Origin of the sequence: Microbacterium maritypicum, from assembly GCF_041529975.1 — a bacterium.
In the GTDB taxonomy this organism is placed as follows: domain Bacteria; phylum Actinomycetota; class Actinomycetes; order Actinomycetales; family Microbacteriaceae; genus Microbacterium.
This window is the reverse complement of record NZ_CP168030.1, coordinates 625,401-650,176: the sequence shown is the minus strand read 5'-3', so window position 1 is coordinate 650,176 and position 24,776 is coordinate 625,401. Positions and strand designations below refer to the sequence as shown.

The 24,776-nt window shown below is 69.3% G+C and carries 24 protein-coding genes; 16 read left to right on the top strand and 8 right to left on the bottom strand.

Features of this window, described 5'->3' with window-relative positions:
* Positions 1 to 164 precede the first annotated feature (164 nt).
* Genes ACCO44_RS03105 through ACCO44_RS03095 form a run of 3 tightly spaced genes read right to left on the bottom strand, consistent with a single transcriptional unit; the run spans position 165 to position 2,442 of the window.
* On the bottom strand, positions 165 to 782 hold the full coding sequence (locus ACCO44_RS03105) for a hypothetical protein (protein WP_372468314.1): 618 nt from the start codon (positions 780 to 782) through the stop codon (positions 165 to 167).
* On the bottom strand, positions 779 to 1,498 hold the full coding sequence (locus ACCO44_RS03100; protein ID WP_372468313.1) for a CDP-alcohol phosphatidyltransferase family protein: 720 nt from the start codon (positions 1,496 to 1,498) through the stop codon (positions 779 to 781). The genes ACCO44_RS03105 and ACCO44_RS03100 overlap by 4 nt, the downstream gene beginning before the upstream one ends.
* The gene (locus tag ACCO44_RS03095) at positions 1,489 to 2,442 is read right to left on the bottom strand and encodes a glycosyltransferase family 2 protein (protein WP_372468312.1); all 954 of its coding nucleotides are present in this window, start codon (positions 2,440 to 2,442) and stop codon (positions 1,489 to 1,491) included. Before ACCO44_RS03095 ends, ACCO44_RS03100 begins: the two co-directional genes overlap by 10 nt.
* 196 nt (positions 2,443 to 2,638) lie before the next feature.
* Between ACCO44_RS03095 and ACCO44_RS03090 the strand changes: the two genes are divergently transcribed.
* Positions 2,639 to 4,630, top strand: a complete 1,992-nt coding sequence (locus ACCO44_RS03090) for a glycosyltransferase (RefSeq protein WP_372468311.1) — start codon at positions 2,639 to 2,641, stop codon at positions 4,628 to 4,630.
* Positions 4,631 to 4,674: 44 nt separating this feature from the next.
* Positions 4,675 to 6,015: a phenylacetate--CoA ligase family protein gene (locus tag ACCO44_RS03085; protein WP_372468310.1), complete on the top strand. Its 1,341-nt coding sequence runs from the start codon at positions 4,675 to 4,677 to the stop codon at positions 6,013 to 6,015.
* A gap of 44 nt (positions 6,016 to 6,059) precedes the next feature.
* Here the strand turns inward: ACCO44_RS03085 and ACCO44_RS03080 are convergent, their stop codons facing one another.
* Positions 6,060 to 7,082, bottom strand: coding sequence for a glycosyltransferase family 4 protein (locus tag ACCO44_RS03080; protein WP_372468308.1), 1,023 nt, complete (start codon positions 7,080 to 7,082; stop codon positions 6,060 to 6,062).
* Positions 7,083 to 7,294: 212 nt separating this feature from the next.
* On the opposite strand from ACCO44_RS03080, the gene rfbA reads away from it, so the two are divergent.
* The 3 genes from rfbA to ACCO44_RS03065 are packed head-to-tail and all read left to right on the top strand — an operon-like array spanning position 7,295 to position 10,577.
* Positions 7,295 to 8,167: a glucose-1-phosphate thymidylyltransferase RfbA gene (rfbA, locus tag ACCO44_RS03075; RefSeq protein ID WP_372468307.1), complete on the top strand. Its 873-nt coding sequence runs from the start codon at positions 7,295 to 7,297 to the stop codon at positions 8,165 to 8,167.
* Positions 8,164 to 9,162 carry a dTDP-glucose 4,6-dehydratase gene (rfbB, locus tag ACCO44_RS03070; protein ID WP_372468306.1) on the top strand — a complete coding sequence of 333 codons (999 nt, stop codon included), beginning with the start codon at positions 8,164 to 8,166 and terminating at the stop codon, positions 9,160 to 9,162. Before rfbA ends, rfbB begins: the two co-directional genes overlap by 4 nt.
* A complete protein-coding gene (locus ACCO44_RS03065) occupies positions 9,162 to 10,577 on the top strand; it encodes a sugar nucleotide-binding protein (protein WP_372468305.1) in 1,416 nt (471 codons plus the stop codon). The genes rfbB and ACCO44_RS03065 overlap by 1 nt, the downstream gene beginning before the upstream one ends.
* Here ACCO44_RS03065 and ACCO44_RS03060 read toward each other — a convergent pair.
* Positions 10,574 to 11,794: a glycosyltransferase gene (locus tag ACCO44_RS03060; protein WP_372468304.1), complete on the bottom strand. Its 1,221-nt coding sequence runs from the start codon at positions 11,792 to 11,794 to the stop codon at positions 10,574 to 10,576. The genes ACCO44_RS03065 and ACCO44_RS03060 overlap by 4 nt on opposite strands.
* A gap of 120 nt (positions 11,795 to 11,914) precedes the next feature.
* Here ACCO44_RS03060 and ACCO44_RS03055 point away from each other — a divergent pair, with 120 nt between their 5' ends.
* Complete coding sequence (locus ACCO44_RS03055; RefSeq protein WP_372468302.1) at positions 11,915 to 12,370, top strand: adenylyltransferase/cytidyltransferase family protein; 456 nt, start codon at positions 11,915 to 11,917, stop codon at positions 12,368 to 12,370.
* A 35-nt stretch (positions 12,371 to 12,405) separates the two neighbouring features.
* Here ACCO44_RS03055 and ACCO44_RS03050 read toward each other — a convergent pair whose 3' ends face one another.
* Positions 12,406 to 12,798, bottom strand: a complete 393-nt coding sequence (locus ACCO44_RS03050) for an SIP domain-containing protein (RefSeq protein ID WP_372468301.1) — start codon at positions 12,796 to 12,798, stop codon at positions 12,406 to 12,408.
* A 128-nt stretch (positions 12,799 to 12,926) separates the two neighbouring features.
* Here ACCO44_RS03050 and ACCO44_RS03045 point away from each other — a divergent pair, with 128 nt between their 5' ends.
* From ACCO44_RS03045 to ACCO44_RS03025, 5 genes are read left to right on the top strand one after another with little or no spacing between them, the layout of a single operon-like run.
* Positions 12,927 to 13,427 carry a transporter substrate-binding domain-containing protein gene (locus ACCO44_RS03045; RefSeq protein WP_372468300.1) on the top strand — a complete coding sequence of 167 codons (501 nt, stop codon included), beginning with the start codon at positions 12,927 to 12,929 and terminating at the stop codon, positions 13,425 to 13,427.
* A complete protein-coding gene (locus tag ACCO44_RS03040) occupies positions 13,424 to 14,413 on the top strand; it encodes a cation transporter (RefSeq protein WP_372468299.1) in 990 nt (329 codons plus the stop codon). The genes ACCO44_RS03045 and ACCO44_RS03040 overlap by 4 nt, the downstream gene beginning before the upstream one ends.
* Positions 14,414 to 14,454: 41 nt before the next feature.
* Positions 14,455 to 14,718: a glutaredoxin domain-containing protein gene (locus ACCO44_RS03035; protein ID WP_029262885.1), complete on the top strand. Its 264-nt coding sequence runs from the start codon at positions 14,455 to 14,457 to the stop codon at positions 14,716 to 14,718.
* 31 nt (positions 14,719 to 14,749) lie between these two features.
* Positions 14,750 to 16,141: an MFS transporter gene (locus ACCO44_RS03030; protein ID WP_372468297.1), complete on the top strand. Its 1,392-nt coding sequence runs from the start codon at positions 14,750 to 14,752 to the stop codon at positions 16,139 to 16,141.
* Positions 16,142 to 16,169: 28 nt separating this feature from the next.
* Entirely contained in the window at positions 16,170 to 17,966 is a 1,797-nt protein-coding gene (locus ACCO44_RS03025) for an aldehyde dehydrogenase family protein (protein WP_372468296.1), read from the top strand.
* A 3-nt stretch (positions 17,967 to 17,969) separates the two neighbouring features.
* Here ACCO44_RS03025 and pip read toward each other — a convergent pair whose 3' ends face one another.
* Together pip and ACCO44_RS03015 are read right to left on the bottom strand one after the other, a co-directional pair.
* A complete protein-coding gene (gene pip / locus ACCO44_RS03020; protein ID WP_372468295.1) occupies positions 17,970 to 18,977 on the bottom strand; it encodes a prolyl aminopeptidase in 1,008 nt (335 codons plus the stop codon).
* Between the two features lie 27 nt (positions 18,978 to 19,004).
* Positions 19,005 to 19,889 carry a neutral zinc metallopeptidase gene (locus tag ACCO44_RS03015; RefSeq protein ID WP_372468294.1) on the bottom strand — a complete coding sequence of 295 codons (885 nt, stop codon included), beginning with the start codon at positions 19,887 to 19,889 and terminating at the stop codon, positions 19,005 to 19,007.
* Between the two features lie 52 nt (positions 19,890 to 19,941).
* On the opposite strand from ACCO44_RS03015, the gene ACCO44_RS03010 reads away from it, so the two are divergent.
* The 5 genes from ACCO44_RS03010 (at position 19,942) to ACCO44_RS02990 (ending at position 24,756) form a co-directional block, all read left to right on the top strand.
* The gene (locus tag ACCO44_RS03010) at positions 19,942 to 20,931 is read left to right on the top strand and encodes a malate dehydrogenase (protein WP_029262890.1); all 990 of its coding nucleotides are present in this window, start codon (positions 19,942 to 19,944) and stop codon (positions 20,929 to 20,931) included.
* Between the two features lie 116 nt (positions 20,932 to 21,047).
* Positions 21,048 to 23,336, top strand: a complete 2,289-nt coding sequence (locus tag ACCO44_RS03005) for a DUF6571 family protein (RefSeq protein ID WP_372468292.1) — start codon at positions 21,048 to 21,050, stop codon at positions 23,334 to 23,336.
* 23 nt (positions 23,337 to 23,359) lie between these two features.
* Positions 23,360 to 23,944, top strand: a complete 585-nt coding sequence (locus ACCO44_RS03000) for a hypothetical protein (RefSeq protein ID WP_372468290.1) — start codon at positions 23,360 to 23,362, stop codon at positions 23,942 to 23,944.
* A complete protein-coding gene (locus tag ACCO44_RS02995; RefSeq protein ID WP_029262893.1) occupies positions 23,944 to 24,225 on the top strand; it encodes a hypothetical protein in 282 nt (93 codons plus the stop codon). The genes ACCO44_RS03000 and ACCO44_RS02995 overlap by 1 nt, the downstream gene beginning before the upstream one ends.
* 54 nt (positions 24,226 to 24,279) lie before the next feature.
* Complete coding sequence (locus tag ACCO44_RS02990; RefSeq protein ID WP_029262894.1) at positions 24,280 to 24,756, top strand: recombinase family protein; 477 nt, start codon at positions 24,280 to 24,282, stop codon at positions 24,754 to 24,756.
* Positions 24,757 to 24,776: the final 20 nt, after the last annotated feature.

Genomic DNA, 24,776 nt, shown 5'->3' with positions numbered 1-24,776 from the left:
GAGCGCGAAGGGCCGTCCCCAGAACGGCATGATGAAACATTGAACACTGCAGCTCCCCAGAACCCAGATCCCCATCCGAAGCCCCCTCGGCCTCGGTCCCCCACCGCGTAGAACGCGGCATCGGCTAATGATAGTGCGGGGAGTGGGAAACCACAAGGCTTTGCTCAGGATGCGTGCCGACGGTGCCCGCCGAGCTGGGCGAGGATCGTCGCCGTGGACGACTGAACCTCGGCGAGGGTCTCCCGGTGGCCCCGGCTGCCGTGCCGGTCGGCGATGCTGGTCGGATCGACGGCTCCCCGGTTGCCGAAGAGCCGTCGGATCCTGCTCCCGGCTCCGTCGCTGCCGGCGAGCGGCGTCGCCCGGGACCGCGCTCGGTCCAGATACGCGACGTAGTCCGCCACGCGGTCGGGCCCCGTGGAGGAGAAGCCCGCTCCGAGGTGGGCGGCTTCTTTGAGGGTGAACATCCAATCGCGCGAGCGCGGCGCGAGCCGCACCAGCTCGCCACGGATGTCCCGTGACGCCGTGAGGATCAGGGTGGACTGCTCGATGAGTTCGATGGTCACCGGCCGCGCGTGGTGGGACTGCGCCTGTTCGCGCCATCCCTCGTCATCGTGGAGCGACGAGACCAGCTCGCAGATCGCATCACCCTCGGTCGCGCGGACGCCCGCGCTGCTGACCGATATAGATGAGTCCGCACCGAATCCCCGCCGCAGGCCGAGCTCCGCCAACGGCGACCGGCAGACGTTCGCGGCGCACACGACCAGGATCTTCTCACCGGTCATGCGTCGGCACCGAGCTTCCCGATCTCGCGGAACCACTTGACCGCGGCGAGCGCGAGGAACAGGACCGCGGCGGTACACAGCAGGCCGTAGCCGATGAGGAACGCCGGCGTCCACCCCCACAGCACGAAGACGAGGCAGACGAGGCCGAAGTCGGTGGGCAGCAGGACGAGCGATCGCACGAGCGTGCCTCCGCCGCGCTCGTGGGTCGACGCCACAGCGTGCTTCCCCTTGAGGAGGTCGTTGAGGAGCATCCCGGAGAAGGTCGTCGAGGCGACGATGCTGAACACGATCGGGATCAGCAGCAGTACCGGTGTCTCCGGGAGGACCCGGTAGAGCCCGATCAGTACCCCGAGGTGGAGGGACGCGATCTTGAGCGTGTCGATGAAATGGTCGAGCCACTCGCCCTGCGGACTGCCCCCGCCGCGGAGACGCGCGACCTGGCCGTCGGCGGAATCCCAGGCATAGCCGAGCACGAGCAGCACGGCGATCAGGAAGCCCATGGGCACGTTCACCGGTCCGAAGGCGATCAGCCCGATCGCGACGAAGGAGTGCACCGCACTGATGATCGAGACCTGGTTCGGCGTGAGCCCGATGCGGTAGGCGACGGCGGCGAGGACTCGTCCGATACGACGATTCACGTACACGGAGTACGCGGGGGCGCCACGCGCATGGCCCTTCTGCGCGCGCGCGAGACGTCGGTATGCGTCTACGACCATTTCCTGCCCTTCCGATCGGTCTCCGGGGTGCGTGCGATCCGCCGAGCCTCTCGCACCCCGCGAAGGTAGGCGCGGATCGGAGCGGCCGACTGGATCAGCTGACGGCGTCCGCCGCGGAGGATCACCTCGCGAGCTGTCCTCGGGATCGAGCGGCGCCAGCGACGCACGCCCGCCTCGTCGAGGTGACGTACGGCGAAGAGCATCCGGTTTCGGATGTTGTAGTAGTAGTAGGTCTCCGATTTCGCTCGCGAGACCCCGGGGTCGGCGCGCTGCGTGCCGCCCTCGTCGTGGACCGCACTCGCGTCCTCGACGAGCGCCAGCGATCCGCCGGCCGACACGACCTTCCGCGAGAAGTCGACATCCTCCCAGTACAGGAAGTAGTCGTCATCGAATCCGCCCGCGAGCTCCCAGACCTCGCGCGTGATCCACAGGCATGCGCCGCTCAGCCAGGGTTCGAACGGCTGCGGGTCGCCCGCCACGCGTTTACGTCGCGCGCGCATCGTTCCGTCGTCGAGCAGGAGATCGATACCGGCGAACCACGTACGCCCATCCGAGTCGGAGATGACCGGTGAGGCGAGTGTCGTCCGGGAAGCCGCAGTGGTGGATTCCAGCAGGCGCAGCGACTCGCGGTCGATGTGCGCATCCGGGTTGATGACGAGGACGTCGGTCGCCCCATCGGCGAGCGCGCGCTCCACGCCGATGTTCACACCGCCGCCGAAGCCCGTGTTGGACTGGGGCGCGATCAGCGTCCACTCGTTCGCCCTCGCGACGTCTTCCGCGGCTCGACGCTCGTCAGCGGTGGACCAGTTGTCGACCACGATCACCGTCGCGTCGGGGTCGATCGCCCGCGCCTCGCGCGCGACGACCACCAGATTGCGCTGCAGAAGCTTCGCCGAGGCGTAGTTCACGACCACCACGGCGAGCCGACCGTGCTCGGTTGACACGCGATTCTCTCCCCCCGGATCCGCATTGCGGATCACCTCGGGTCGCCGGCCGAATTCCCCAGAGTCGCGACCGACGTCGACTCCCAGGAGAATGACTATACGCGAGAGGCGTCTCCGCGTAACGGCTTCGGAGGATCACGGTACGATGAGCCGCGCGCCGGAGTGAAGGCGCGAGACTGCCATGGGGATGGTGCGGATGACCAGGGGACCGGAATCGAGCGACATGATCGCGGTGACGATCGGCATACCTACCTACCGGAGGCCGGAGCTCCTGGAGGCGCTGCTCCTCGCGCTCCCTCCGCGCATCGCGGAATGTGCTGCGCTCGGGGTCGAGATCGATGTGCTGGTCGTCGACAACGACGGCACTGGGTCCGCGCGCGAGGTCGCGGAGCGCGCAGATCTGCCGATGCGCTACGTCGTCGAACCGACCCCGGGTATCGCGGCAGCCCGCAACCGAATCCTGGATGAATGCGACGGACGCGATCTGGTCGCCTTCATCGACGACGACGAGATCCCGCGGGAGCACTGGCTCTCGTCTCTCCTCACCGTCTGGCGCGACCACAACGCTGATGCGGTGATGGGACGCGTGATCTCGGTCTTCGAGGAGGACGTCGATCCCTGGCTGCTCACCTCCGGCACTTTTCGACGACCGATACGAAAGACCGGCACCGTCCTCGAAGTCGCGGCGGCAGGAAACCTCCTGCTCGATCTGCGCTGCATCCGCCGGCTCGGCCTCCGCTTCGATCAGACGCTCGGGCTCGGCGGCGGCGAAGACACCCTCTTCTCTCGGCAGCTGGCGCGCCGGGGCGGCCTGATCGTGTGGTGCAACGAGTCCGAGACCGAGGACCTCGTCGTCGCCGCGAGACTCAGCCGGGCCTGGGCCGCGCAGCGCGCGTTCAGCTCTGCGAACGCGAACACGAGGATCGAGCTGCAGCTGACCGACGGTGCGCTGCGCCGAGGCGCGCTGCGCGTACGCGCATTGCTGGGCGGTGTCATCCGCATCGTCGCCGGCGTCCTTCGGCGGGGTTTCGGCGCGGTCACCTCGAACATCGACCATCACGCCAGAGGCACCCGCATCGCGCACCGCGGCCGCGGGATGGTCGCAGCCGCCTTCGGCCGCCGTTACGACGAGTACCGCCGCCCATCGGAGGATGACACCACCATGACAGACCCCGCATCGACCATCCGCGTGATGCAGTCGCTCGGCGCACCGCGCCCGACGACGAACCCGTACAACAAGATGCTCGACGAAGCGCTCGGGTCCACCGAGGGCCTCGAACGGCTGCGCTTCTCGTGGGGCACGGCACTCTTCGGGCGCTACGACGCCTTCCACTGGCACTGGCCCGAGGCCAAGCTGCACGGCTCGACCTGGTGGAAGTCCACCGGTAAGTTCCTCCTCACCACCGCGCTCGTCTTCCGGCACCGCCTCTCGAGGCGGATCGCCGTGGTGCGGACGGTGCACAACATCGAGCTCCCCGATGACAACGCGCCACGGTTGTGGCTGCTGCGCTTCATCGATCGCCACACCGACTACCGGATCGTCATCAACGAGACGACGCCGCTCCCGCCGGGGACGCCGCACAGCCTGATCCTGCACGGGCACTACCGCGACTGGTACGCGAAGTTCCCGGCGGCCGAGCGGGTGCCCGGTCGACTCGGATCATTCGGCGGGGTCCGCCGCTACAAGGGCCTGGAAGGGTTCATCGACGCCTATGCGGAGGCCGTCACGACCGAGCCGACGCTGAGCCTGAAGATCGGCGGGCGCCCGTCCACCCCCGAACTCGGCGACGACTTGAGGGCGCGGACCGCGGGCCTTCCCGGCGTCGAGCTGCACCTCGACTTCCTCACCGATGCCGAACTCGTCCAGCTTGCGAGCTCATCCGAGCTCATCGTGTTGGCGTACCGGTTCATGCACAACTCGGGTAGCGTGCTCGCCGCCCTGTCGATGGCGCGCCCGGTACTGGTGCCGCGCAACGAGGCGAACGAGGCGCTGGCGCGCGAAGTGGGCGCCGCGTGGGTGCTCATGTACGACGGCGACCTCGACGCGCCGACCGTCGTGGAGGCGTGGCGTGCCGCGTCGACGCTGACCGGCTCGCCTGACCTGTCGCGCCGTGACTGGGCGGATGCCGGCCGTGCGCACCGGGATGCGTTCCGCGAGGGCGTCGCCCACAAAAGACGGCTCCGCTGAGCCGTATCCCCGAGCGCATCCTTCGACGACGAGAGGCTGTATTGATGTCCACACCCATGAGACGCGCGTTCTTCCGCGCGAAGGCGGCGACCGTGCGCGCGAAAGCGGGCTCCTTTCACCGCGAACTCCTCGCGAACGAGCGGCTGGCCCCGGACGAGTTCGCTCAGATGCAGAACCGGCTCGCACGCGACATCGCGGCGTTCGCCATGGACTCCTCGCCGTTCTACGGCAGGCACTACGGTGAGCTCGGTATCCGCCCGGACTCCCTGACCGATCCGGAGGCATGGGCGGCGCTGCCGATCCTCGATCGTGCCACGGTGAAACAGCACGCGGCGGAGTTCCGCACCGCCGAGGCGACCGACGCCAACGCTCGTCCCGCGCTGACCGGCGGGAGCACCGGGGAACCGCTGGCCACGTTCCACGACGCACGAGTGCCGTCTCTCGCGCTGAGCTGGCGGATGTACTCCTGGTGGGGAGTGGAGCCGTCCGACGACCTCGCCCGCGTGGGTCGCTGGAACTTCGGCCGCCTGGCGACACTCAAGAACGACGTGGCGTGGTGGCCGACCAAGCAGGTCTACCTCGACGCCGGTCTCATCTCAGCGCAGACCATGGAGACGTTCCATCGCCAGCTCATGGCGACACGACCGCGCCTGATCGAGGGCTACGTGGGAGCGATGCTGGAGTTCGCCGACTTCCTGGAACGCCGAAAACTGAGCGTCCCCGCACCGACCGCGATCGCGACGACAGCTGCGCCGCTCACCGCATCCGTCCGCACCCGCCTCGAGTCCGTCTTCGGCGCTCCCGTCTACGACGAATACCGTGGTTCCGAGTTCGGCTGGATCGCCGGCGAATGCGGCCACCGCGACGGTCTCCACGTGTTCGCGGATGTCCGACGCGTCGAGGTGGTGGACGAAGACGGCGCCCCCGCAGCGCCCGGTCAGCTGGGCGACCTCGTCATCACGGACCTTCGCAACCGGGTGTTTCCCATGATCCGGTACCGCACGGGCGACAAGGGCATCCTGCGGGCGGAACCCTGCCGCTGCGGCCGTGCGCTCCCGCTCATGGAGCAGCCGCAGGGCCGGACGACGGACCTGATCCGCCTGCCCAGCGGCACCGTGCTCGCGCATCGCCTCATGGGGATGTTCGCGGCACACCCGGAAGCAGTCCGGCTTTTCCAGATCCACCAGCTCTCCGACTACTCGATCGTGATCCGCGTCGTCGTCGGCGAGGGTGCGCAGGCGCGGGACCAGATCGAGAGCGCGGTCACCTCGCTGCGCGAGCGGATCGCGAACGAGGTACCGGTGAGCGTCGAATACGTCGATGCCCTGCCGTACACGGGCGGCAAGACAAAGTACATCATCAGCGACGTCGCCACGTCGAGCTGACCCCTTCTCCGGTCGGCCCGGGTGGCGTCGCCCGTCCACCACGATCACACCCGCTGCAGCAGCCCCTGCACGAGGGCCGCGACCATGATCTGCGTCGTGAAGCTGCGTTCCACCTCGATCCGGCCGTTGCGCCCGAGTTCGGCCGCGCGCTGCGGATCATCGAGCAGGCCCAGCACCGCCCTCCCGAGTTGCTCCGCGTCCCCCGGCGGCACGAGGTGGCCGGTCCGCCCCTCGCTCACGTACTGACTCATGCCGGGCGTATCCGAGACGACGACCGGGCGGGCGGTCGCCAGCGCTTCCAGAGCCACCGTCATCCCCGAGCCGTGCAGGTTCGGCCTGGTCGGGACGACGATGACGCTGGCGGTCGCATAGAGATCCCGAAGCTCCGCGTGCGGCATGTGCCGGACCACCCGCACCCCCTCGGGCGGCACGAGATCGGAACCCGTCTGCACCACGACCTCCGTGTCCGGCCGCGCGGCGAGCACGCGCGCGAGCGCCGCGTAGAGCGTCGCCGGATCGCGGTCACGGTCGTTGCCGACACTGACGATCCGCGGCTGCGTCGGAGAGGGCTGCGCGCCGAAGAAGTCGCTGTCGATGCCGAACGGGATCGGGAAGACCCGCGGACCCCGGCTCCCCAGCAGGCGCCGGAGCGGGTCGATCTGCCCTTCGCTGAGCACCCACGCGGATTCGGCCCCGCCCAGCATCGAGAGCAGGCGGGCCGGAGCGGGACCTGCCTGCGCCATGTCGGTGAGCCAGATCACCCCGGTGGCGTAGCGGACGCGGGGATGCAGGATCTGCAGGCGATACGCGGTGTTCTCGTCCCACGTCACGGCCAGGCCCTCGACGGGGCGAGGTTCGATGCCCAGCCGCGCTCGCACACGAGCGACCCGACCGGGCGGCGGGAGATCGACCACCTCCACGGCCGCGTGATCACGCAGCGCATCCAGTCCGTAGGGCCAGACGCTCGGGACCTCTCCCCTGGCATGGCTCCGCTCCCAGGCCGGCACCGACTGTTCGGCACGATGAGCCCAAGTGAGAGACAGCGAGGCACCACCCTCGGATTCCACGAGCCAACTATGGACCTCCCCGGGCACCCTGGCAAGAGCCGATTCCGGGACGGACACGGAGATCCCGCACCGGACGTCACAGCATCCACTCACCCGCCGGCGAGGTGACCCGCTAGAGTCGGACGTACGACTGTGGGGGTCGTCGGACGGCAGGGGATGGCCGTCCCTTCTGTGACGCCACCATGGACATCGACGTTTTCACGAGGGGGATCATGAAGGGCATCATTCTGGCGGGCGGTTCGGGCACGCGACTGCATCCGATCACACTGGGGGTCTCGAAGCAGCTCATCCCGGTCTACGACAAGCCGATGGTCTACTACCCGCTGTCGACGCTGATGCTCGCCGGGATCCGGGACATCCTCGTCATCACCACGCCCCATGACGCCGCCCACTTCGAACGACTCCTCGGAGACGGCTCGCAGTTCGGCATCTCGCTGGCGTTCGCCCAGCAGGAGTCGCCGGACGGGCTCGCGCAGGCGTTCACGATCGGCGCGGACTTCATCGGAGACGACAGCGTGGCACTCGTCCTCGGCGACAACCTGCTCTACGGCCCCGGCCTCGGCACGCAGCTCAAGCGCTTCGCCGACATCGACGGCGGCGCGGTCTTCGCCTATTGGGTCGCCGAGCCCGAGGCGTACGGCGTCGTCGCGTTCGACGATGCCGGCCAGGCGATCTCGCTCGAGGAGAAGCCGAAGCATCCGCAGAGCAACTACGCGGTGCCCGGCCTGTACTTCTACGACAACGATGTGATCGAGATCGCCCGCAACCTGGCTCCCAGCGCCCGCGGCGAGTACGAGATCACCGACGTCAACCGCGAATACCTCGAGCGCGGCAAGCTCCAGGTCGAGGTCCTGCCCCGCGGCACCGCCTGGCTCGACACCGGGACGTTCGACCAGATGACGGATGCCGCCGACTACGTGCGAACGATGGAGCGCCGCACCGGCATGAAGATCGGCGTGCCCGAAGAAGTGGCCTGGCGCCAGGGCTTCCTCGACGACGACGAACTGCGCGTGCGCGCCGAAGCCCTGGTGAAATCCGGGTACGGTTCCTACCTGCTCGAGCTCCTGGAACGAGGCAAGCGATGACCCGGCTGCTCGTGACCGGCGGCGCCGGTTTCATCGGATCGAACTTCGTGCACCATGTCGTGGCGCACACCGACGCGCACGTGACCGTGCTCGACAAGCTGACCTATGCCGGAAACCGGGCATCGCTCGCAGGCCTCCCCGCCGACCGCGTGGAGCTCGTCGAGGGGGACATCGCCGACGCCGAGCTCGTCGACGGGCTGTTCGCGAAAGCCGACGCGGTCGTGCACTATGCGGCGGAGTCGCACAACGACAACTCGCTGCACGACCCGCGGCCGTTCCTCGACACGAACATCATCGGCACCTACACGCTGCTCGAGGCCGCACGTCGGCACGAGCGGCGTTTCCACCACATCTCGACCGACGAGGTGTACGGCGACCTGGAGCTCGACGATCCGCAGCGGTTCACCGAGAACACCCCGTACAACCCCTCGTCGCCGTACTCGTCGACGAAGGCGGGCAGCGATCTGCTGGTGCGCGCGTGGGTGCGGTCGTTCGGAGTGCAGGCGACGATCTCGAACTGCTCGAACAACTACGGGCCGTACCAGCACGTCGAGAAGTTCATCCCGCGTCAGATCACCAACGTGCTGCGCGGCATCCGCCCGAAGCTGTATGGCGCAGGTCAGAACGTGCGCGACTGGATCCACGCCGACGATCATTCGTCGGCCGTCCTGACGATCCTCGACAAGGGCGAGATCGGTGAGACGTACCTGATCGGCGCCGACGGCGAGAAGGACAACAAGTCGGTGGTCGAGCTCATCCTCACGCAGATGGGACAGCCCGCGGACGCCTACGACCACGTGACCGATCGCGCGGGCCACGATCTGCGCTACGCGATCGACTCCACGAAGCTCCGCACCGAGCTGGGCTGGGAGCCGCAGTTCTCCGACTTCGAGTCGGGACTCGCCTCGACCATCGACTGGTACCGGGAGAACGAGGACTGGTGGGCGCCGGCGAAGGATGCGACCGAGTCGTTCTACGCGGCGAAGGGCCAGTGATGACGGAGTTCGGCAAGGCGCTCACGGTCACCGAGACGCCGATCCCCGGTCTGCTCGTCGTCGACCTGCCGGTGCACGGGGATTCGCGTGGGTGGTTCAAGGAGAACTGGCAGCGCGAGAAGATGGTCGCCGCCGGTCTCCCCGACTTCGGCCCCGTGCAGAACAACATCTCGTTCAACGACGCGGTCGGCACCACGCGCGGCATCCACGCGGAGCCCTGGGACAAGTGGGTGTCGGTCGCCACCGGGAAGATCTTCGGCGCATGGGTCGATCTTCGCGCGGGTGACACGTTCGGCACGGTCTTCACGACGGAGATCGATCCGTCGCGCGCGATCCTGGTGCCCCGCGGCGTGGGCAACTCGTACCAGACGCTCGAGGCGGACACGGCCTACACGTACCTCGTCAACGATCACTGGTCGCCCGACGCGGAGTACTCGTTCCTCAACCTCGCCGATGAGACCGCGGCCATCGCGTGGCCGATCCCGCTCGCCGACGTCGAGGTGTCGGCCAAGGACCTCGCGCACCCGCGCCTCGCCGATGTGACGCCGATCGGACCGAAGAAGATCCTCGTCCTCGGCGGCGCGGGCCAGCTCGGACTCGCCCTGCGCGCCGCGCTCGGCGACGCCGAGCACGTGGAGTACACGACGCGGGAGACCCTCGACCTGCGTGCCGACGACCTCGCCACAGCGCGGCGATGGCGCGACTATCGCGCGATCATCAACGCCGCCGCCTACACGGCGGTCGATCTCGCCGAGACCGACGACGGCCGCGGAGACGCCTGGTCGTCGAACGTCACCGGCGTGACCGCATTGGCACGCATCGCCGCCGAGAACGGCATCACGCTCGTCCATGTCTCCAGCGACTACGTCTTCGACGGCACGAAGGCGGGCCCGTACACGGAGTCCGACCCGGTGCGCCCGCTCGGCGTCTACGGCCAGACGAAGGCCGCGGGCGACGCCGTCGTCGCGACGGTGCCGCGGCACTACATCGTCCGCACGTCGTGGGTCATCGGCGAGGGGCGCAACTTCGTGCGCACGATGGCCTCGCTCGCCGAGCGGGGTATCGCACCGCGGGTCGTCGGCGACCAGATCGGGCGCCTGACCTTCACCGAAGATCTGGCCTCGGCGATCCTGCACCTGCTGTCGACCGCCGCTCCTTACGGCGTCTACAACGTGACCGGCGCGGGAGAGCCGCGCTCGTGGGCCGACATCGCGCGCGCCGTATACCGCCTGACCGGGCATGATCCCTCCGGCGTGACCGACGTGACCACCACGGAGTACTTCGCCGACCAGGCCGGCCCGATCGCCCCGCGTCCGCTCAACAGCGTGCTGGACCTCGGCCGCATCGAGGCGACGGGATGGACGCCGCGGGATGCGGATGCCGCCCTCGAGACGTACCTCGGCGCGAGCAGCTAGAGCTCGCCCGGCTTCATCGCCTCGGCATCGATCGCGCGGATGACCCGCAGGGCGGCGGTGTCCGTCGGCGGCTCGGCCCCCGCGGCATCGCCCTTGCGCCGCCGCTGCGGAGCGTAGACGACGAGCGAGTGGAACAGGAACCGGGCGAAGAACGCCACGATCAACGAGAGTGCGGTCGCGAGCACGCTCGAGATGTGCCAGGACTCGACCATCAGCGCCATCACCGGGATGCGCAGGGCGGCCTCGACGTTGTTGAACGCGAAGGAGCTGGCGAAGCGGATGCCGAGGGCGCGGGCATCCGTGCGCATGTCGGCGAACACGAACCGCTCCTGCAGCAGGAAGTTGCCGATGATGGTGACCTCGGCGCCGATGATGGCCGCCCAGACGTAGGGCACGCCGGCGGCGGTGAGCGCCCACATGATCCCGAGGTTCGCGGCCGCGCCGATCACGCCGATGAGCGCGAACAGCGACATCTTCCCGAAGCGCAGGCGGGCGAGGTGCGCGATGAAGGTCGCCCCCTGACGCAGGCTCGCCTTCGAGGTGCCGTGCCGGCGCTCCGCGAACTCCATCGGCACCTCGGCGATGCGCAGGTCGTTGCGCGCGAGGATCTCGAGGAGGATCTTGAAGCCCTGCGGCTGGAGCGCCGTGAGGTCGAGCTGACGCCGGTCGGCCAGGAAGAAGCCGGTCATCGGGTCGGTGCTGCGCGCGAGACGGATCGGGAACATCGCCCTCGTCAGCCAGGTCGCCGCGCGTGAGACGCCGAAGCGCACCGCCGTGCCGAGCCCACTGGTGTCGCCTCCGCCGATGTAGCGCGACGCCGCCACGACGTCGGCATCCCCTGCGGCGTGACGTTCGAGCAGCACGGGCAGCAGTTCCGGTGGATGCTGTAGATCCCCGTCCATCACGATGCAGACGTCGGCTGCCGCGGCTTCGAGTCCCACGACCACGGCCCCGCCCAGACCGCCGGTGTTCTCGGTACGGTGGATGACCCGCACGGGGATCGGGGCGTCGATCGCGACCCGTTCGACCTCGGCCGCGGTGTCGTCGGTGCTGTCGTCGACGAACAGGATCTCGGCTTCCCACCCGGCGAGCGCGGCGGCGGTGCGGGCGACCAGCTCAGCGACGTTCTCGCGTTCGTTGAACGTCGGCACGATGACCGTGACCGGTGTCCCCACGTCAGCCCCCTGTTCCGCGCACGCACCGCGTGCGGCCTCCATCGTTCCATGGGTTGCTGTGGGGAACGAAACCCAGACCTGCTAGACTGTCGAACCGCGGCTGTGGGAGTCGCGAAGCGGATGGGGATCCGCTTACTGGGGAATTACTGATCTGGGGAGATCATGGGGACGCGTATCGGCTATGCCGTTGGTGCTTTCGACCTGTTTCACGTCGGGCATCTGAATCTACTTCGTCACGCCAAGCAGCACTGCGACATTCTGATCGCAGGCGTCGTCAGCGACGAGATGCTGCGTCAGGTGAAGGGCATCGAGCCCGTCATCCCGACGGCGGAGCGTGCAGAGATCGTGAAGCACATCTCGTTCGTCGACGACGTCTACGTCGAGACGACGCCGTCGAAGATGGACTCGTGGCGCGACGTGCAGTTCACGCACTTCTTCAAGGGCGACGATTGGCGAGGCACCGACAAGGGGCTGCGCCTGGAGAGCGAGTTCGCCGAGGTCGGGGTCGAGGTCGTGTACTTCCCGTACACGGCGCACACGTCGAGCTCATCGCTGCGCCGCGCCCTCGACGCGATCACCGCGGGCGCGAACGCTCCCGCGGTGGCCGCGGTTCGCTGAGCGCCTGATCGCCTGATCGGATCGTCGCCGAGCGGTCAGTTCGCGACGCCGAGCAGGCTGCGCGCCATCCGCGCGACATGCGGCGGCGTGTGCGGCCCGAGCCAGACGGTCCACTGCGACGGCGGCTCGGAGCAGGTCCACTCAACGCACCACCCGTGCACCGCGTTCGCCAGCCGCTCGCCACGCGTGTGCGCACGGATGCCGTCACCGCGCACCAACCAGCGCACCGACACCCCTTCGGGCACGTCGATGTGGCGGAACTGGATGCGCGCCGCCGCCTCGAGGATGATCACGCCCTGCGCGTCCCACGGCAACCGCGCGGCGATGCTCGCGATGATGCCGGCATCGGCCGCGTCGCCGGCGATGAGCACGGCACCTTCGATGTCGTCCCAGTCGGGATCCTGCAGGTGCTCACATGCGCTGCTCATGGTTTCGAGTATAAGTAAGGGTACCCTTACCCACAAGGGATGGGTCCCGATCCGCGTGGTGTTAGCGCTCAGCCGTGCCACTCGTCAACGGCTTTGCGGGACGACGCCGCGCGGAGCACTCTCGGGGCGTGGACAGATCTGCGATGCCGCAGCGACGGCGCATCCGGCGCCCGGTCGCCTCCCTCGTCGCGCTTGCCGCCGTCGCCCTTCTCGCGGGGTGCGGCCTCTCGATCCCCGCCGACCCTGACGGCACCCTGGACGCCGTCACGGGAGGGGTGCTGCGCGTCGGAACGTCCCCGGATGGCGAGCTGGTGGAGGTGAGCCAGGGCGACCCCACCGGAACGATCGTCGACCTCGTGGACCGCTTCGCCGACAGCATCGACGCCGACACGGAGTGGACCGTCGCGTCGGAGGAGACCCTCGTGACCGAGCTCGAGGCAGGCGACCTGGACCTCATCGCCGGTGGCATCACCCCCGACACCCCGTGGATCGACAAGGCGGGTGTCACCCGGGGCTATCGCGGGATCGAGGGCTCCGACGGGCGTGAGCTCGTGATGCTGGTGCCGCTCGGCGAGAACGCCTTCCTGTCGACACTGGAGACCTTCCTCGACGAGGAGGTCGGCGGATGACCGAGACCCGGCAGTTCGGCCGCACCACGCTGCCGCCGGAGCAGGCGCGGGCGGTTCGTCGCGCGGTGAAGTGGGAGATCTTCACGATCGTCTACACGTCGATCACGATCGCGGTGATCGCGCTCGTGGTGGGCGAGTCGCAGGCCATGCGGACGGCCTGGATCGAGGACATGCTCTCCTTGATCCCGCAGTTCGCGTTCCTGACGGCGCTCATCTTCGTGCGCCGTCGCCCCACGAGGAAGCACCCCTACGGACTGCATCGCGCGATGGGCGTCGGGCATCTCGTGGCCGGAGTGGCGCTGCTCGCCGTGGGCCTGAACCTCGCCGTCGAGGCCGTCACCGGGCTGATCGCGGCCGAGCACGCCACGATCGGCACGGTGCAGTTGTTCGGACAGACGATCTGGCTCGGATGGCTCATGGTGGGCGTCATGGTGGTCGTGATCATCGGGCCGGTGTTCTTCTACGGCCCGGCGAAGTCGAAGCTCGCCCCTGTGCTGCACAACAAGCTGCTGTACGCCGACGCCGACATGGCGAAGGCGGACTGGCAGACCACGGCGGCGTCGGTGGTCGGCGTGCTCGGCATCGGCGTCGGCGCGTGGTGGCTGGACGGCGCGGCGGCCCTCTTCATCTCGCTGGGCATCATCTGGGACGGCTTTCGCAACACCAAGACGGCCGTGGTCGACCTCATGGATCAGCGCGCGCGCACCTATGACAGCAAGCATCCGCATCCGCTGGCCGCCGACATCGTGTCGTACCTGCGGAGTCGACCCTGGGTCGCGCAGGCCGGAGTGCGGATGCGCGATCAGGGTCAGGTGTTCCACATCGAGGCGTTCGTCGTGCCGCATCGCCGAAAGGTGACGCTCGACGATCTCACCGCCGCCGCGGAGGGGATCGCCGACATCGACTGGAAGATGCAGGACGTGGTCGTGATCCCCGTCGAGCATCTGCCCCGCGAGGTGGACACCGGTCGCCGAGCACCCGGCTGACGCTCAGCGCCACTCCATCCGGGCGGCCGTAGGCTGGAGACATGACTTCTCCTGCCTCCGACACCATCACGATGTTCGGCGCCGACTGGTGCCGCGACTGCATCCGCACCAAGAAGCAGCTCGATGCGCTCGGGGTCGAGTACACCTACGTCGATCTCGTCGCCGAGCCCGCCGCCGCGGACGTCGCGAAGGAGATCTCCGGTCGCACGAACATCCCGGTCGTCGTGTACCCCGACGCCTCACACCACGTCGAGCCGTCGAACGCCGACGTCGAGTCGAAGCTGCGCGAGCTCGCACTGATCTGAGTGGCTCGCATCGCGCCGCTACACTGGCGCGATGAGCACTGAGGCTCGGCCCGAACGAGCATCTGTCCGTCTCTCCCCGCGCACGATCGTGCTGTACGCGATCGGGTCACTGGGGACCGGCGGCTACGCCACCCTGCCCGGGCTGGTGCTGACGTACTTCCTCACCGACAACCTCGGCGTCGCCGCGCTCGCGGCCGGACTCATCGTCACGGCCGCGAAGATCTGGGACGTCCTGATCGATCCGTTGATCGGCGCCGCGTCGGACCGCCAGCTCGCTCGCACCGGTTCCCGTCGCGGGTTCATGGTGACCGGTGCTCTGGCCCTCCCCCTGTTCTTCGCCCTCACGTTCGCCGTGCCGCCCTCCTGGGGACCGGTCGCCGGAGCTATCAGCGTGCTGCTCGCGTTCCTCGCGACCGCCACGGCGTTCAGTCTCTTCCAGGTGCCGTACGTCGCCCTGCCCGCCGAGCTGACCGGCGACTACGACGAGCGCACCCGTCTGCTCGGCTGGCGCGTGGTCGTGCTCACCGCGGCGATCCTGCTGTTCGGCGCCGGAGGCCCCGCGCTGCGCAATGCCGGCGACGACCCCGTCATGGGGTATCTCCTGATGGGCATCGCTTCGGGTCTCGTGATCGGGATCGGCATGCTGATCGCTTCCCGGACCGCGACGATCGCCGCCCGGCGCACCGAGGCGGCGCCGGCCGCGATCGCCGACTCGACCTGGCGCGATCAGTACATGTCGGGCTTCCGGGCCCTGAAGCGCAGCCAGCCGTTCCGCGCACTACTGGGCACGTTCGTGCTGCAGGCCCTCGCCACGGGGACGATGCTCGCCGGCGCGCAGTACGTCGCGACGTGGGTGCTGCGCAGCGAGGACGCCGTGACCTTCGTGTTCGTCGCCCTCGTCGGGCCCGCGCTCCTCGCGACCCCGGTGTGGACCGTCATCGCGAGGCGCATCGGCAAGGAGCGGGCGTTCGCGATGGCCAGCGTCCTGTTCACCGCCGCCGCAGCGACGCTCGTGTTCGCGGTCTGGGTGCCCGGCGCCTGGATCTACGCCTCGGTCGCCGTCGCCGGCATCGCCTACGCCGGGCTCCAGTCGCTGCCCATGGCCATGCTGCCCGACGTGATCTCGCACGACGAGCGCACGAGCGGTCCGGGACAGGCCGGCACCTTCACCGGCATCTGGACGGCGGGTGAGACCGTCGGCTTCGCGCTCGGCGCCACCGCGGTGTCGCTGACCCTCGCCGCGACCGGCTACATCTCCACCGTCGCCGGAGCCACGGTCGAGCAGCCGGAGGCCGCGATCACGGGCATCGTGCTCAGCTTCAGCATCCTTCCCGCCGTGCTGATGGCCGCGAGCCTGCTGACGCTGCGGCACTACCGCCTCCGTCGCGCCGACATCGAGGCCGTCGGAACCTCCGACGCCTAAGCTGGGATCCCGTCCGAAGGAGACGCCGATGACTTCTGCGAGCACAGCCCCCGCCCCCGCATCCGCCTCGAAGAGCACACCGACGGCAGGGTCGGCGTCGTTGAGCGAGGGCGAGCAGGAACGTCTCGACACCGCGATCGACGACCTGCAGGCCGGATCGCGCACGTGGTCCGCCCTCACTGTGGCGCAACGGGTCACGCTGCTGCGCGCGGTGCGCACGAGCGTCGCCGCCACCGCCGAGGACTGGGCGAACACGGCCGCCGCCTCCAAGGGGCTCGACGGGAAGCACCCGCTGCGCGGCGAGGAGTGGTTGAGCGGACCCTACAGCGTGCTCGGCGCGCTCGACGCCTACATCGAGACGCTCTCCCGTCTGGCGAAGGGCGCGAACCCGCTCGACGGCATCGCCATCGACCGCGCTCCGGGCGGACGCACGCGCGTGCACGCCTTCCCCCTGACCGGCATCGACAGGTTCCTGCTGTCCGGCTTCACCGGCGAAGTGTGGCTCGAGCCCGGCATCACCCCGAGCGCCGCGCGCGCGGGCGCCGGCCTCACCCAGCGCACCCCCACCGAATCGGGCGGAGTCGGACTCGTGCTCGGAGCCGGCAACGTGACCTCGATCCCGGTGCTCGACGTGCTGTACGAACTGCTCGCCCACAACCGCACCGCCCTGCTGAAGGTCAACCCCACGCAGGATGCTCTGGTGCCGGTATACAAGCGCGCGCTCGCGCCCCTCGTCGAACCGGGACTGCTCCGCATCGTCCGCGGCGGGCCGGCGGTCGGCGCCTATCTCACCGGCCATCCCGACCTGGTGCACGTGCACATCACCGGGTCTGCCGCGACCTTCGACACGATCGTCTGGGGGCCGTCGAAGGGCGATGGCGCAGCAGCGACGAAGCGCCGCCGGCGCGAGAACCGCCCGAAGCTGAAGAAGCCGATCACCGCCGAGCTCGGGGGAGTCTCCCCCATCATCGTGGTACCCGGCGCCTGGACCGATGCCGACCTCACGTATCAGGCCGAGCACATCGCAACGATGCGCCTGCAGAACTCCGGCCACAACTGCATCGCCGGCCAGGTCGTCATCATGTCGTCCGACTGGGACCAGGCCGACGCGTTCCGCGCCGCGCTGCGACGTGCATACGCCAACGCCCCGGAGCGCCCCATCTGGTACCCCGGCTCTCCCTCGCGCATGGAGCTCGCGACCGACGCCTACCCCGACGCGCTCGTGCTGGGCGACCGGCTGCTCGTCGAGATCGACGCCGACGACGACGCGGCTGCGCTCGAGACCACCGAGTACTTCGCGCCGGTGCTGGGCGTGGTCACCGTTGCGGGCACCGGCCAGGAGTTCCTCGATGCCGCCGTGGCCCACGCGAACGACAAGCTCCAGGGCACCCTCGGCGCGAACCTGCTGATCGACCCGGCGACCGAGAAGGCGCTCGGCGCCGGTTTCGAGCGGGCCATCGCGGCGCTCCGCTACGGCTCGATCGCGATCAACGGCTGGACCGCCTTCGCGTTCATCACCCCGACCCTCACCTGGGGCGCGTTCCCCGGCGGCACGATCGACGACGTCGGCAGCGGCATCGGCGTCGTTCACAACGCGCTGCTGCTCGACGGGGTCGAGCGCTCGGTGCTTCGCGGACCGTTCCGCCCGTTCCCGCGGTCGCTGCCGATCGCGAACGGCGGCGGACGCCTCACGATCCTGCCGAAGCCGCCGTGGTTCGTGTCGGCGCGCACCGGCGCGGCCGTGAGCGAGGGGCTGACCCGCCACCGCGCGAACGGCGGCGTCGTGGGACTCCTGAAGACGCTGGCGAAGGCGCTGCAGGCCTGAGGCTCAGCGGGCGGCGCGGGCGAAGCGGTCGGTCGCGGCGCGCAGCGCCTTCTGAGTACCCGGCTCGGTGGCCGCGTGCCCGGCATCGTCGACCACGACGAACTCGGCCTCGGGCCAGGCGCAGTGCAGGTCCCATGCGGTCATCATCGGCGTCACGACATCGTGCCGTCCCTGGACGATGACGGTCGGGATATGACGGATGACGTCGACCCCGGCGATCAGCTGCCCCTCTTCCCACCAGCCGCGGTGGACGAAGAAGTGGTTCTCGATGCGGGCGAACGCGGTCGCCTTCTCGGGGTCGGACTTCGCGCCGATCTGCGCGGCATCCGGCGTCAGCGTCACGGTCGCCGCCTCCCAGGTCGACCAGGCGATGGCTGCCGGCACGTGCACGGCGGGGTCCGGATCGAACAGCCGCCGGTGGTAGGCCTCGATCATGTGCGAGCGCTCGAGCACGGGGATCGGCGCGAGGAAGCTCTCCCAGAGGTCGGGGAACAGCGCGGCGGCGCCGCCCTCGTAGAACCATTCGAGCTCGACGCGACGCAGCGTGAAGATCCCGCGGAGGACGAGCTCGGTCACGGCATCCGGATGCGCCTGCGCGTACGCCAGCGCGAGGGCGCTCCCCCACGACCCGCCGAAAACCTGCCACTTCTCGATGCCGAGGTTCTTGCGCAGCAGCTCGATGTCGGCGATCAGGTGCGCGGTCGTGATGTACCGGAAGTCGGCATCCGGCGCACTCGCGTGCGGCGTGCTGCGTCCGCAGCCGCGCTGGTCGAACAGCACGATGCGATAGACCTTCGGGTCGAAGAACCGGCGCTGCCAGGGCGAGGTGCCGCTGCCGGGCCCGCCGTGCAGGAACACCACCGGCTTACCCTCGGGGTTGCCGCTGACCTCCCAGTACACGCGGTGGCCGTCGCCGACGAGCAGTTCCCCCGTCTCGTGCGGTTCGATCGGTGGATACAGCGCATCCGTCTTCTTCATCTTCGGTCCCCCGGCCGGTCGTGCAGACTTCATCGTCAACGCTAGCGGGTCACGCTGGGGCTATGGATCCAGCTGGTCGGTCGGCAGCGTCAGCACCTGTTCGCAGACGCCGAGGCCGTTCTGATACCCCTCGGCGAACCAGCGCTGCCGCTGCTCGCTGGAGCCGTGCGTCCAGCTCTCCGGGTTCGAGAAGCCGGACTGCTCCTGGATGTGGTCGTCACCGACCGCGAACGCCGCGTTCAGGGCATCGATGCGCTGCTTCTCGGTGGTCGGCTGAAGGTACGGGATGCCCTCGCTGTCGGTCTCCTCCGAGATCCGTCCGATCCAGGCACCCGCATAGCAGTCGGCCTGCAGCTCCGTGCGGACGCCGTTGCTTCCGGGACCGGTGCCGTTGTTCGGGTAATCGTCCATGACCCCGGTGATCCATTGGATGTGGTGACCCCACTCGTGCCCGACGATGTACAGCTGGGCGAGTTCGCCCGCGGATGCACCGAACTGCTCCTGCATCAGCTGGAAGAAGGTCGGGTCGATGTAGACCGTCTCGTCGCCGGGGCAGAAGAACGGCCCGACGGCGTTGGATGCCGTGCCGCAGGCCGTGTTCGTCGCCCCGTCGACGACGATGAATCCGGGCTTGCGGTAGCCCTCGACCTCGTCGGCCCAGAACTCGTCGAGCACGAGCTGCGCTCCCGCCATGCGGCAGTCGACATCGGCGTTCGCCTGCGCACCGGTCTCGCAGTTCTCGATGACCGATCCCCCGGCGGGTTCGCTGCCGCCGCCGGGCGCGCCGCCGCCGATCAATCCGGTCAGATCGATGCCGAGCAGCGGTCCGGCGATGAGCGCGATGATGCCGAGCACACCCACGCCCACGCCACCTGCGATGGCTCCGTTGCGGCCGCGTCGACGCGTGGTGTTGCCCGAGATGTCGGCGTCGGGATTGAAGGTCATGCGTCGAGGGTACTCCGCGCGGAGATCGGCCGAACGGTCGTAGGCTCGGGGCATGACGACCACGATCACCATCACCGGCGCGGGCGGACAGATCGGCTACGCACTGCTGTTCCGCATCGCGGCGGGCGACCTGCTCGGACCCGATGAGAAGGTGCGGCTCCGGCTGCTGGAGATCCCGCAGGGGCTGGGCGCCGCAGAGGGTGCGGCGCTCGAACTGCAGGACGGCGCGTTCGGCCTGCTCGAGCACGTCGAGGTGACGGATGACGCCGCCGTCGGCTTCGACGGCACCGATCTGGCACTGCTCGTCGGTGCCCGCCCGCGCGGCCCCGGCATGGAGCGCGCCGACCTGCTCGCGGCCAACGCCGGTATCTTCGGCCCGCAGGGCGCGGCCATCGCGGCGAACGCGGCATCCGGCGTACGCGTCACGGTCGTCGGCAACCCCGCCAACACCAACGCCCTGATCGCGTCCGCGGCAGCCGACGGCGTGCCCGCCGAGAGGTTCACCGCCCTGACCCGGCTCGATGAGAACCGCGCTCGTGCCCAGCTGGCGCAGACGCTCGGCGTTCCGGTGCACACCGTGCGCCGGGTGCCCATCTGGGGAAACCACTCGGCCACGCAGTTCCCCGACATCTCGCACGCGACCGTCGGCGGGAAGCCGGTCGGCGACGCTCTCGAGCAGATCGTCGGCGACGTGCCGGCCTGGCTCGATCAGACCTTCATCCCGCGCGTCGCCAAGCGCGGCGCCGAGATCATCCAGGTGCGCGGGTCGTCGTCCGTGGCATCCGCGGCGAGCGCGACGATCGACCACGTGCGCGACTGGGTGCAGGGCACCGACGACTGGACCTCGGCCGGCGTCGTCTCGCACGGCGAGTACGGGGTTCCTGCGGGTCTGATCTCGTCGTTCCCCGTGCGCTCCGTCGACGGCGAGTGGCGAATCGTCGAAGGCCTCGAGTTGAGCGACTGGGCCCGCGCCCGCGTCGACGCCTCGGTGGCCGAGCTGGTCGACGAACGCGAAGCCGTGCGCGCCCTCGGCATGCTGTGATCGCCTGACCGCGCACGAGCGGTCAGGCGCATGGGGAGTTCTGCCCATCGCCGGTCTTCGTCACCCCCGCTAGATTTGCTGGGGGACGGGAACACCGTCGAGGAGGGGCGCACGACATGACTCAGTGGGACGAACTGCATCCAGGCCGGGGGAACACCGGGGCGGTCAACGATGCCGCGACACGCGTCAGCAACCGGAACACCGGCACCGAGACGGTGCGCACGGCTCTGTCGAACGCCGCCACCGGCACGACCGAGGAGATCTGGGCCGGAGACGCGGGCGCCGCGTTCCGCACGTCGCTGGCGAAGCCGCAGACCCTGTGCGACGAGCTCAAGACGGAGTTCGCCGCCGTGCAGTCCGCCCTCTCCGCCTACGCCACCGAGGTCGACCGCATCCGCGTCGCCACCACGGCGGCGCACCAGGCGTACGCCACCGGCTACGCCACGTGGAAGGCCGCGGAGCAGGAGGACAGCCCGTTCCTGCCGTCGGCCTTCACCCCCAACGCGCCGAATGCCACCCTGGGGTCGAACCTCTGGGTGCCGAGCGGGAACAAGCCCGGCCTGTACGACATGCGGATGGCCGCACAGCAGCTGCGCACCCTCGCCGACCAGCGCGAGACCGCCGACAGCACGCTCACGACGGCGCTCCAGCCGCCGGCATCGGCGCGGTGGGACCAGATGCAGTCGGCGCTGAGCGCCGCGGGCATCGACGACATCGACGACCTCACCTTCGAGAACCTCGGAGACGCGTTCGCGAACCTCGCCGACGAGATCGCCGAGGGCGACGTCACCGACGAGAACGTGCAGGCCCTGCAGGACTTCTTCTCGGTCTGGGGCGAAGACACGTTCGTGATGTCGCAGTTCTTCCTCGAGGTCGGCGGCGAGAGCACCGTCTCGATGATCGACAACCTGGGTGACGCGGCCATCACCGAGGGCTTCGACCCCGCAGCGGCACTCGCGCTCGCGACCATGATCCGCGGGGGCCTGTCGACCGGCTCCCAGATCTGGATGCCGTCGACCTCGAGCGACTTCGCCGACAGCATGCTCGAAGGCGCCTCCTCGACCGTGGGCGGCGCGGTCGCGGCGATCGGCTTCCTCTTCTCGGACGAGAAGAACAACCCGCTGGGTGTGAACCTCACGGTGGCCATGGCCGACGAGATCGACCGCATCGAACGCGACCCGATGAGCATGCAGAACGGCGGCTGGTACGACACCTCGCCGAACGCGGGCGGTCGCTTCCTCGCGCAGCTCGAGGGCGAGACGACCGGGCTCAACGGCAACCGCGTCGACGACCTCGCCGGCCGCGTCTTCTCGACGCTCGGCACCTACCCCGACGCGGCACTGGACTGGCTCACGGCGACCGGAGAAGACCCGTACGGCGACGGCGACCTGGGCCCCGGACGCGTCGAGTACTGGTACGGCGACCGCGACTGGAGTGCCGACGGCAGCGGCGACGGCTTCGAGGGTCCGGGCGCGCTCTGGGCCGGTGCGCAGCAGGCCGCGGGCGGCCCTGCCGACGCGACGCACACGTACAACCCGGAGACCTGGGACCGCGTGGCGGAGCTCACCACCCAGATCGTGCGGGAGCTCACCACCAACGAGAGCTTCCTGCCGGAGAACCTCACGAGCATCGGACAGGTGCGCATCGCGGAGGGCATCTCCGTCGCGATGCCGTACTTCTCGGAGAACCTCAGCGAGAGCGACCCCCGCACCGCGAGTGCGCTGTCGATCCAGGACGCACTCATCGGGACGACCGACCCGCGCTCGATCCCCAACGTCACGCAGGCGCAGCTGTCCCAGCTTCTCGGCACCGCGACCTGGAGCGATGGCGATTCGCCATCAGCCGGTGCGGATGTCATCTCCCAGTCGGTGCGTCAGTACCAGGATGCGCTCATCGCGCTCGCCGACATCGCTCCTCCCGGCAGCGCCTTCGCCGCGGACGCCCTCGAGCGCGCCGTCGAGCTGCAGGGTTGGCTCGACGGATCGGGGGAGGGCGCCGCGCTCGGAGAGGCCGGACGCCACGATGCGGCCGTCCAGGAGGCCATCGACGGCGTGAGCACGGTCGTCGGGTTGATCCCGATCCCGGCCGTCGGCGACGTCCTCGTCGAGGGCGGCAGCGTCGCGATCGATGTCGTGCAGGATGCCGTCATCGGCGGCGTCTCCGACTGGGGCTTCGGCAATGCCGAGGCGGCGTGGGGCAATTCGCACGAAGTACTGTTGGAGGAGCAGCAGAACAGCGCCTCCGGCCGCGAGATCGCGATGATCAACACGATCGAGCAGATGCTCGCCGATCTCGGCATGACGGAGGGGCTCTCCCCGGCGGAGGCGACAGATCTGGCCGAGGAGATGCTGGCGGACTATCAGCGAGGCGTCGAGGCCAGCTCGTCGTGGGCAGAGGGGCATTGAGAATGCAGTACAGGCGTCGACTCATGGGTCTGACAGTGGTCGGGATCGCGGCGATCGGTCTCGCGCTGACGGGGTGCACCCCCGCAGCGGTCGAGCCGCCGTCGGTCAGCTGGCAATCGGGCGAGCCCTCGGGTGAGCTCGAGTCGAGCCCCTGGGTGCAGGCCGTCCGCGCATCGGACACCGCCCTCAGCATCGCGGCGTTCACCCGCGACTACACCTCCGACGAGCTGCAGGACACCACGACCGCAGCGGCGATCGACGCTGCGGCCCAGTGGCAGCGCGACGAGGCGAAGGCCGACCGGTTCTTCACCTACCCCGGCCCGGTTCCGATGATCCCGCTCTCGGTCGACGAGGAGGGTGACGAGGCGCTCGTGACCGTCTGCCAGGCGCAGGACTGGTACCTGGACGCCGACCGCACCTCCGCGCCGGAGCCCACCGAGGGCCGCGAGGTCGTCTACCGCGTGATCCGCGACGACGACACCCACCTCGTCGAGACCGACTCCGTCACCACGAAGGACTGCGACATCGCAGACGCGAGCATCGCCCTCTTCGACCCGCAGCCCGACCCGACCGAGACCTATTCTCCCGACGATGTGAAGGTGCCGTGATGACCGATCTCCAGTTCGACTCCGACGCCGTCGGCGCCACCGGCAGCACGCTCCAGAGCACGGCATGGGGCATGAGCCTCGACGTCGACCTCTCCCTCGCCGGCTGCGGCAGCTCCACGGTCTCGGCCGCCGCCGACACCTGGGCCATGTGGGCCAAGGCCTCGCTCCTGCAGCTGCAGAGCATGACCGCCGGCGCCGGCGTGGTCGCCCGCGACTCCGCCACCGCATTCGAGACGCAGGAAGCCGAGATCACGGACTCGGCGAACAACGGCACCCCCTGACAACGGTCTGCATCCGCACCCGCGACAGGGCAGAATGGAACGCGGAGGTGCGCGATGAGCGAGACGATCGAACCCACGGAGGCGGCATCCGTTGATGCTGCCCTGACGAGCCCGCTGCACCTTCCGCATGACGCGGCGGTGTGCCCGAAGTGCTTCACGGAACTGCAGGAGAACCGGAACTTCTGGCTCGCCCGCCCCGACGGCTCACGCCTGGTCGGACTCGTGGTCTCCCGCGACGACATGCCGTCGGTCGTGGAGCAGCGCGCCGATCTCACACGGTTCGGTGTGCCCATCGAGGGCTTCCGTCACCCCGCCCCCGACATCCTGGAGAGCTGGAGCGACCGCCTCTCCCGCCTCATCGGCACCCTGCGTCCCGGTGACGTGCTGGTCGTCGTGTCGATCGCCGCTCTCGGTCGCGACAGCGACGAGGGCGCCAGGACGGTCGCGGAACTCCGCCGCCACGGCATCATCGTCAAGGTGCTCAGCCACAACGCGCGGCACCTCGCCGACGCCGCGGCCGCCACGCGCTGACCGCGCTGGGACCAGGGCGG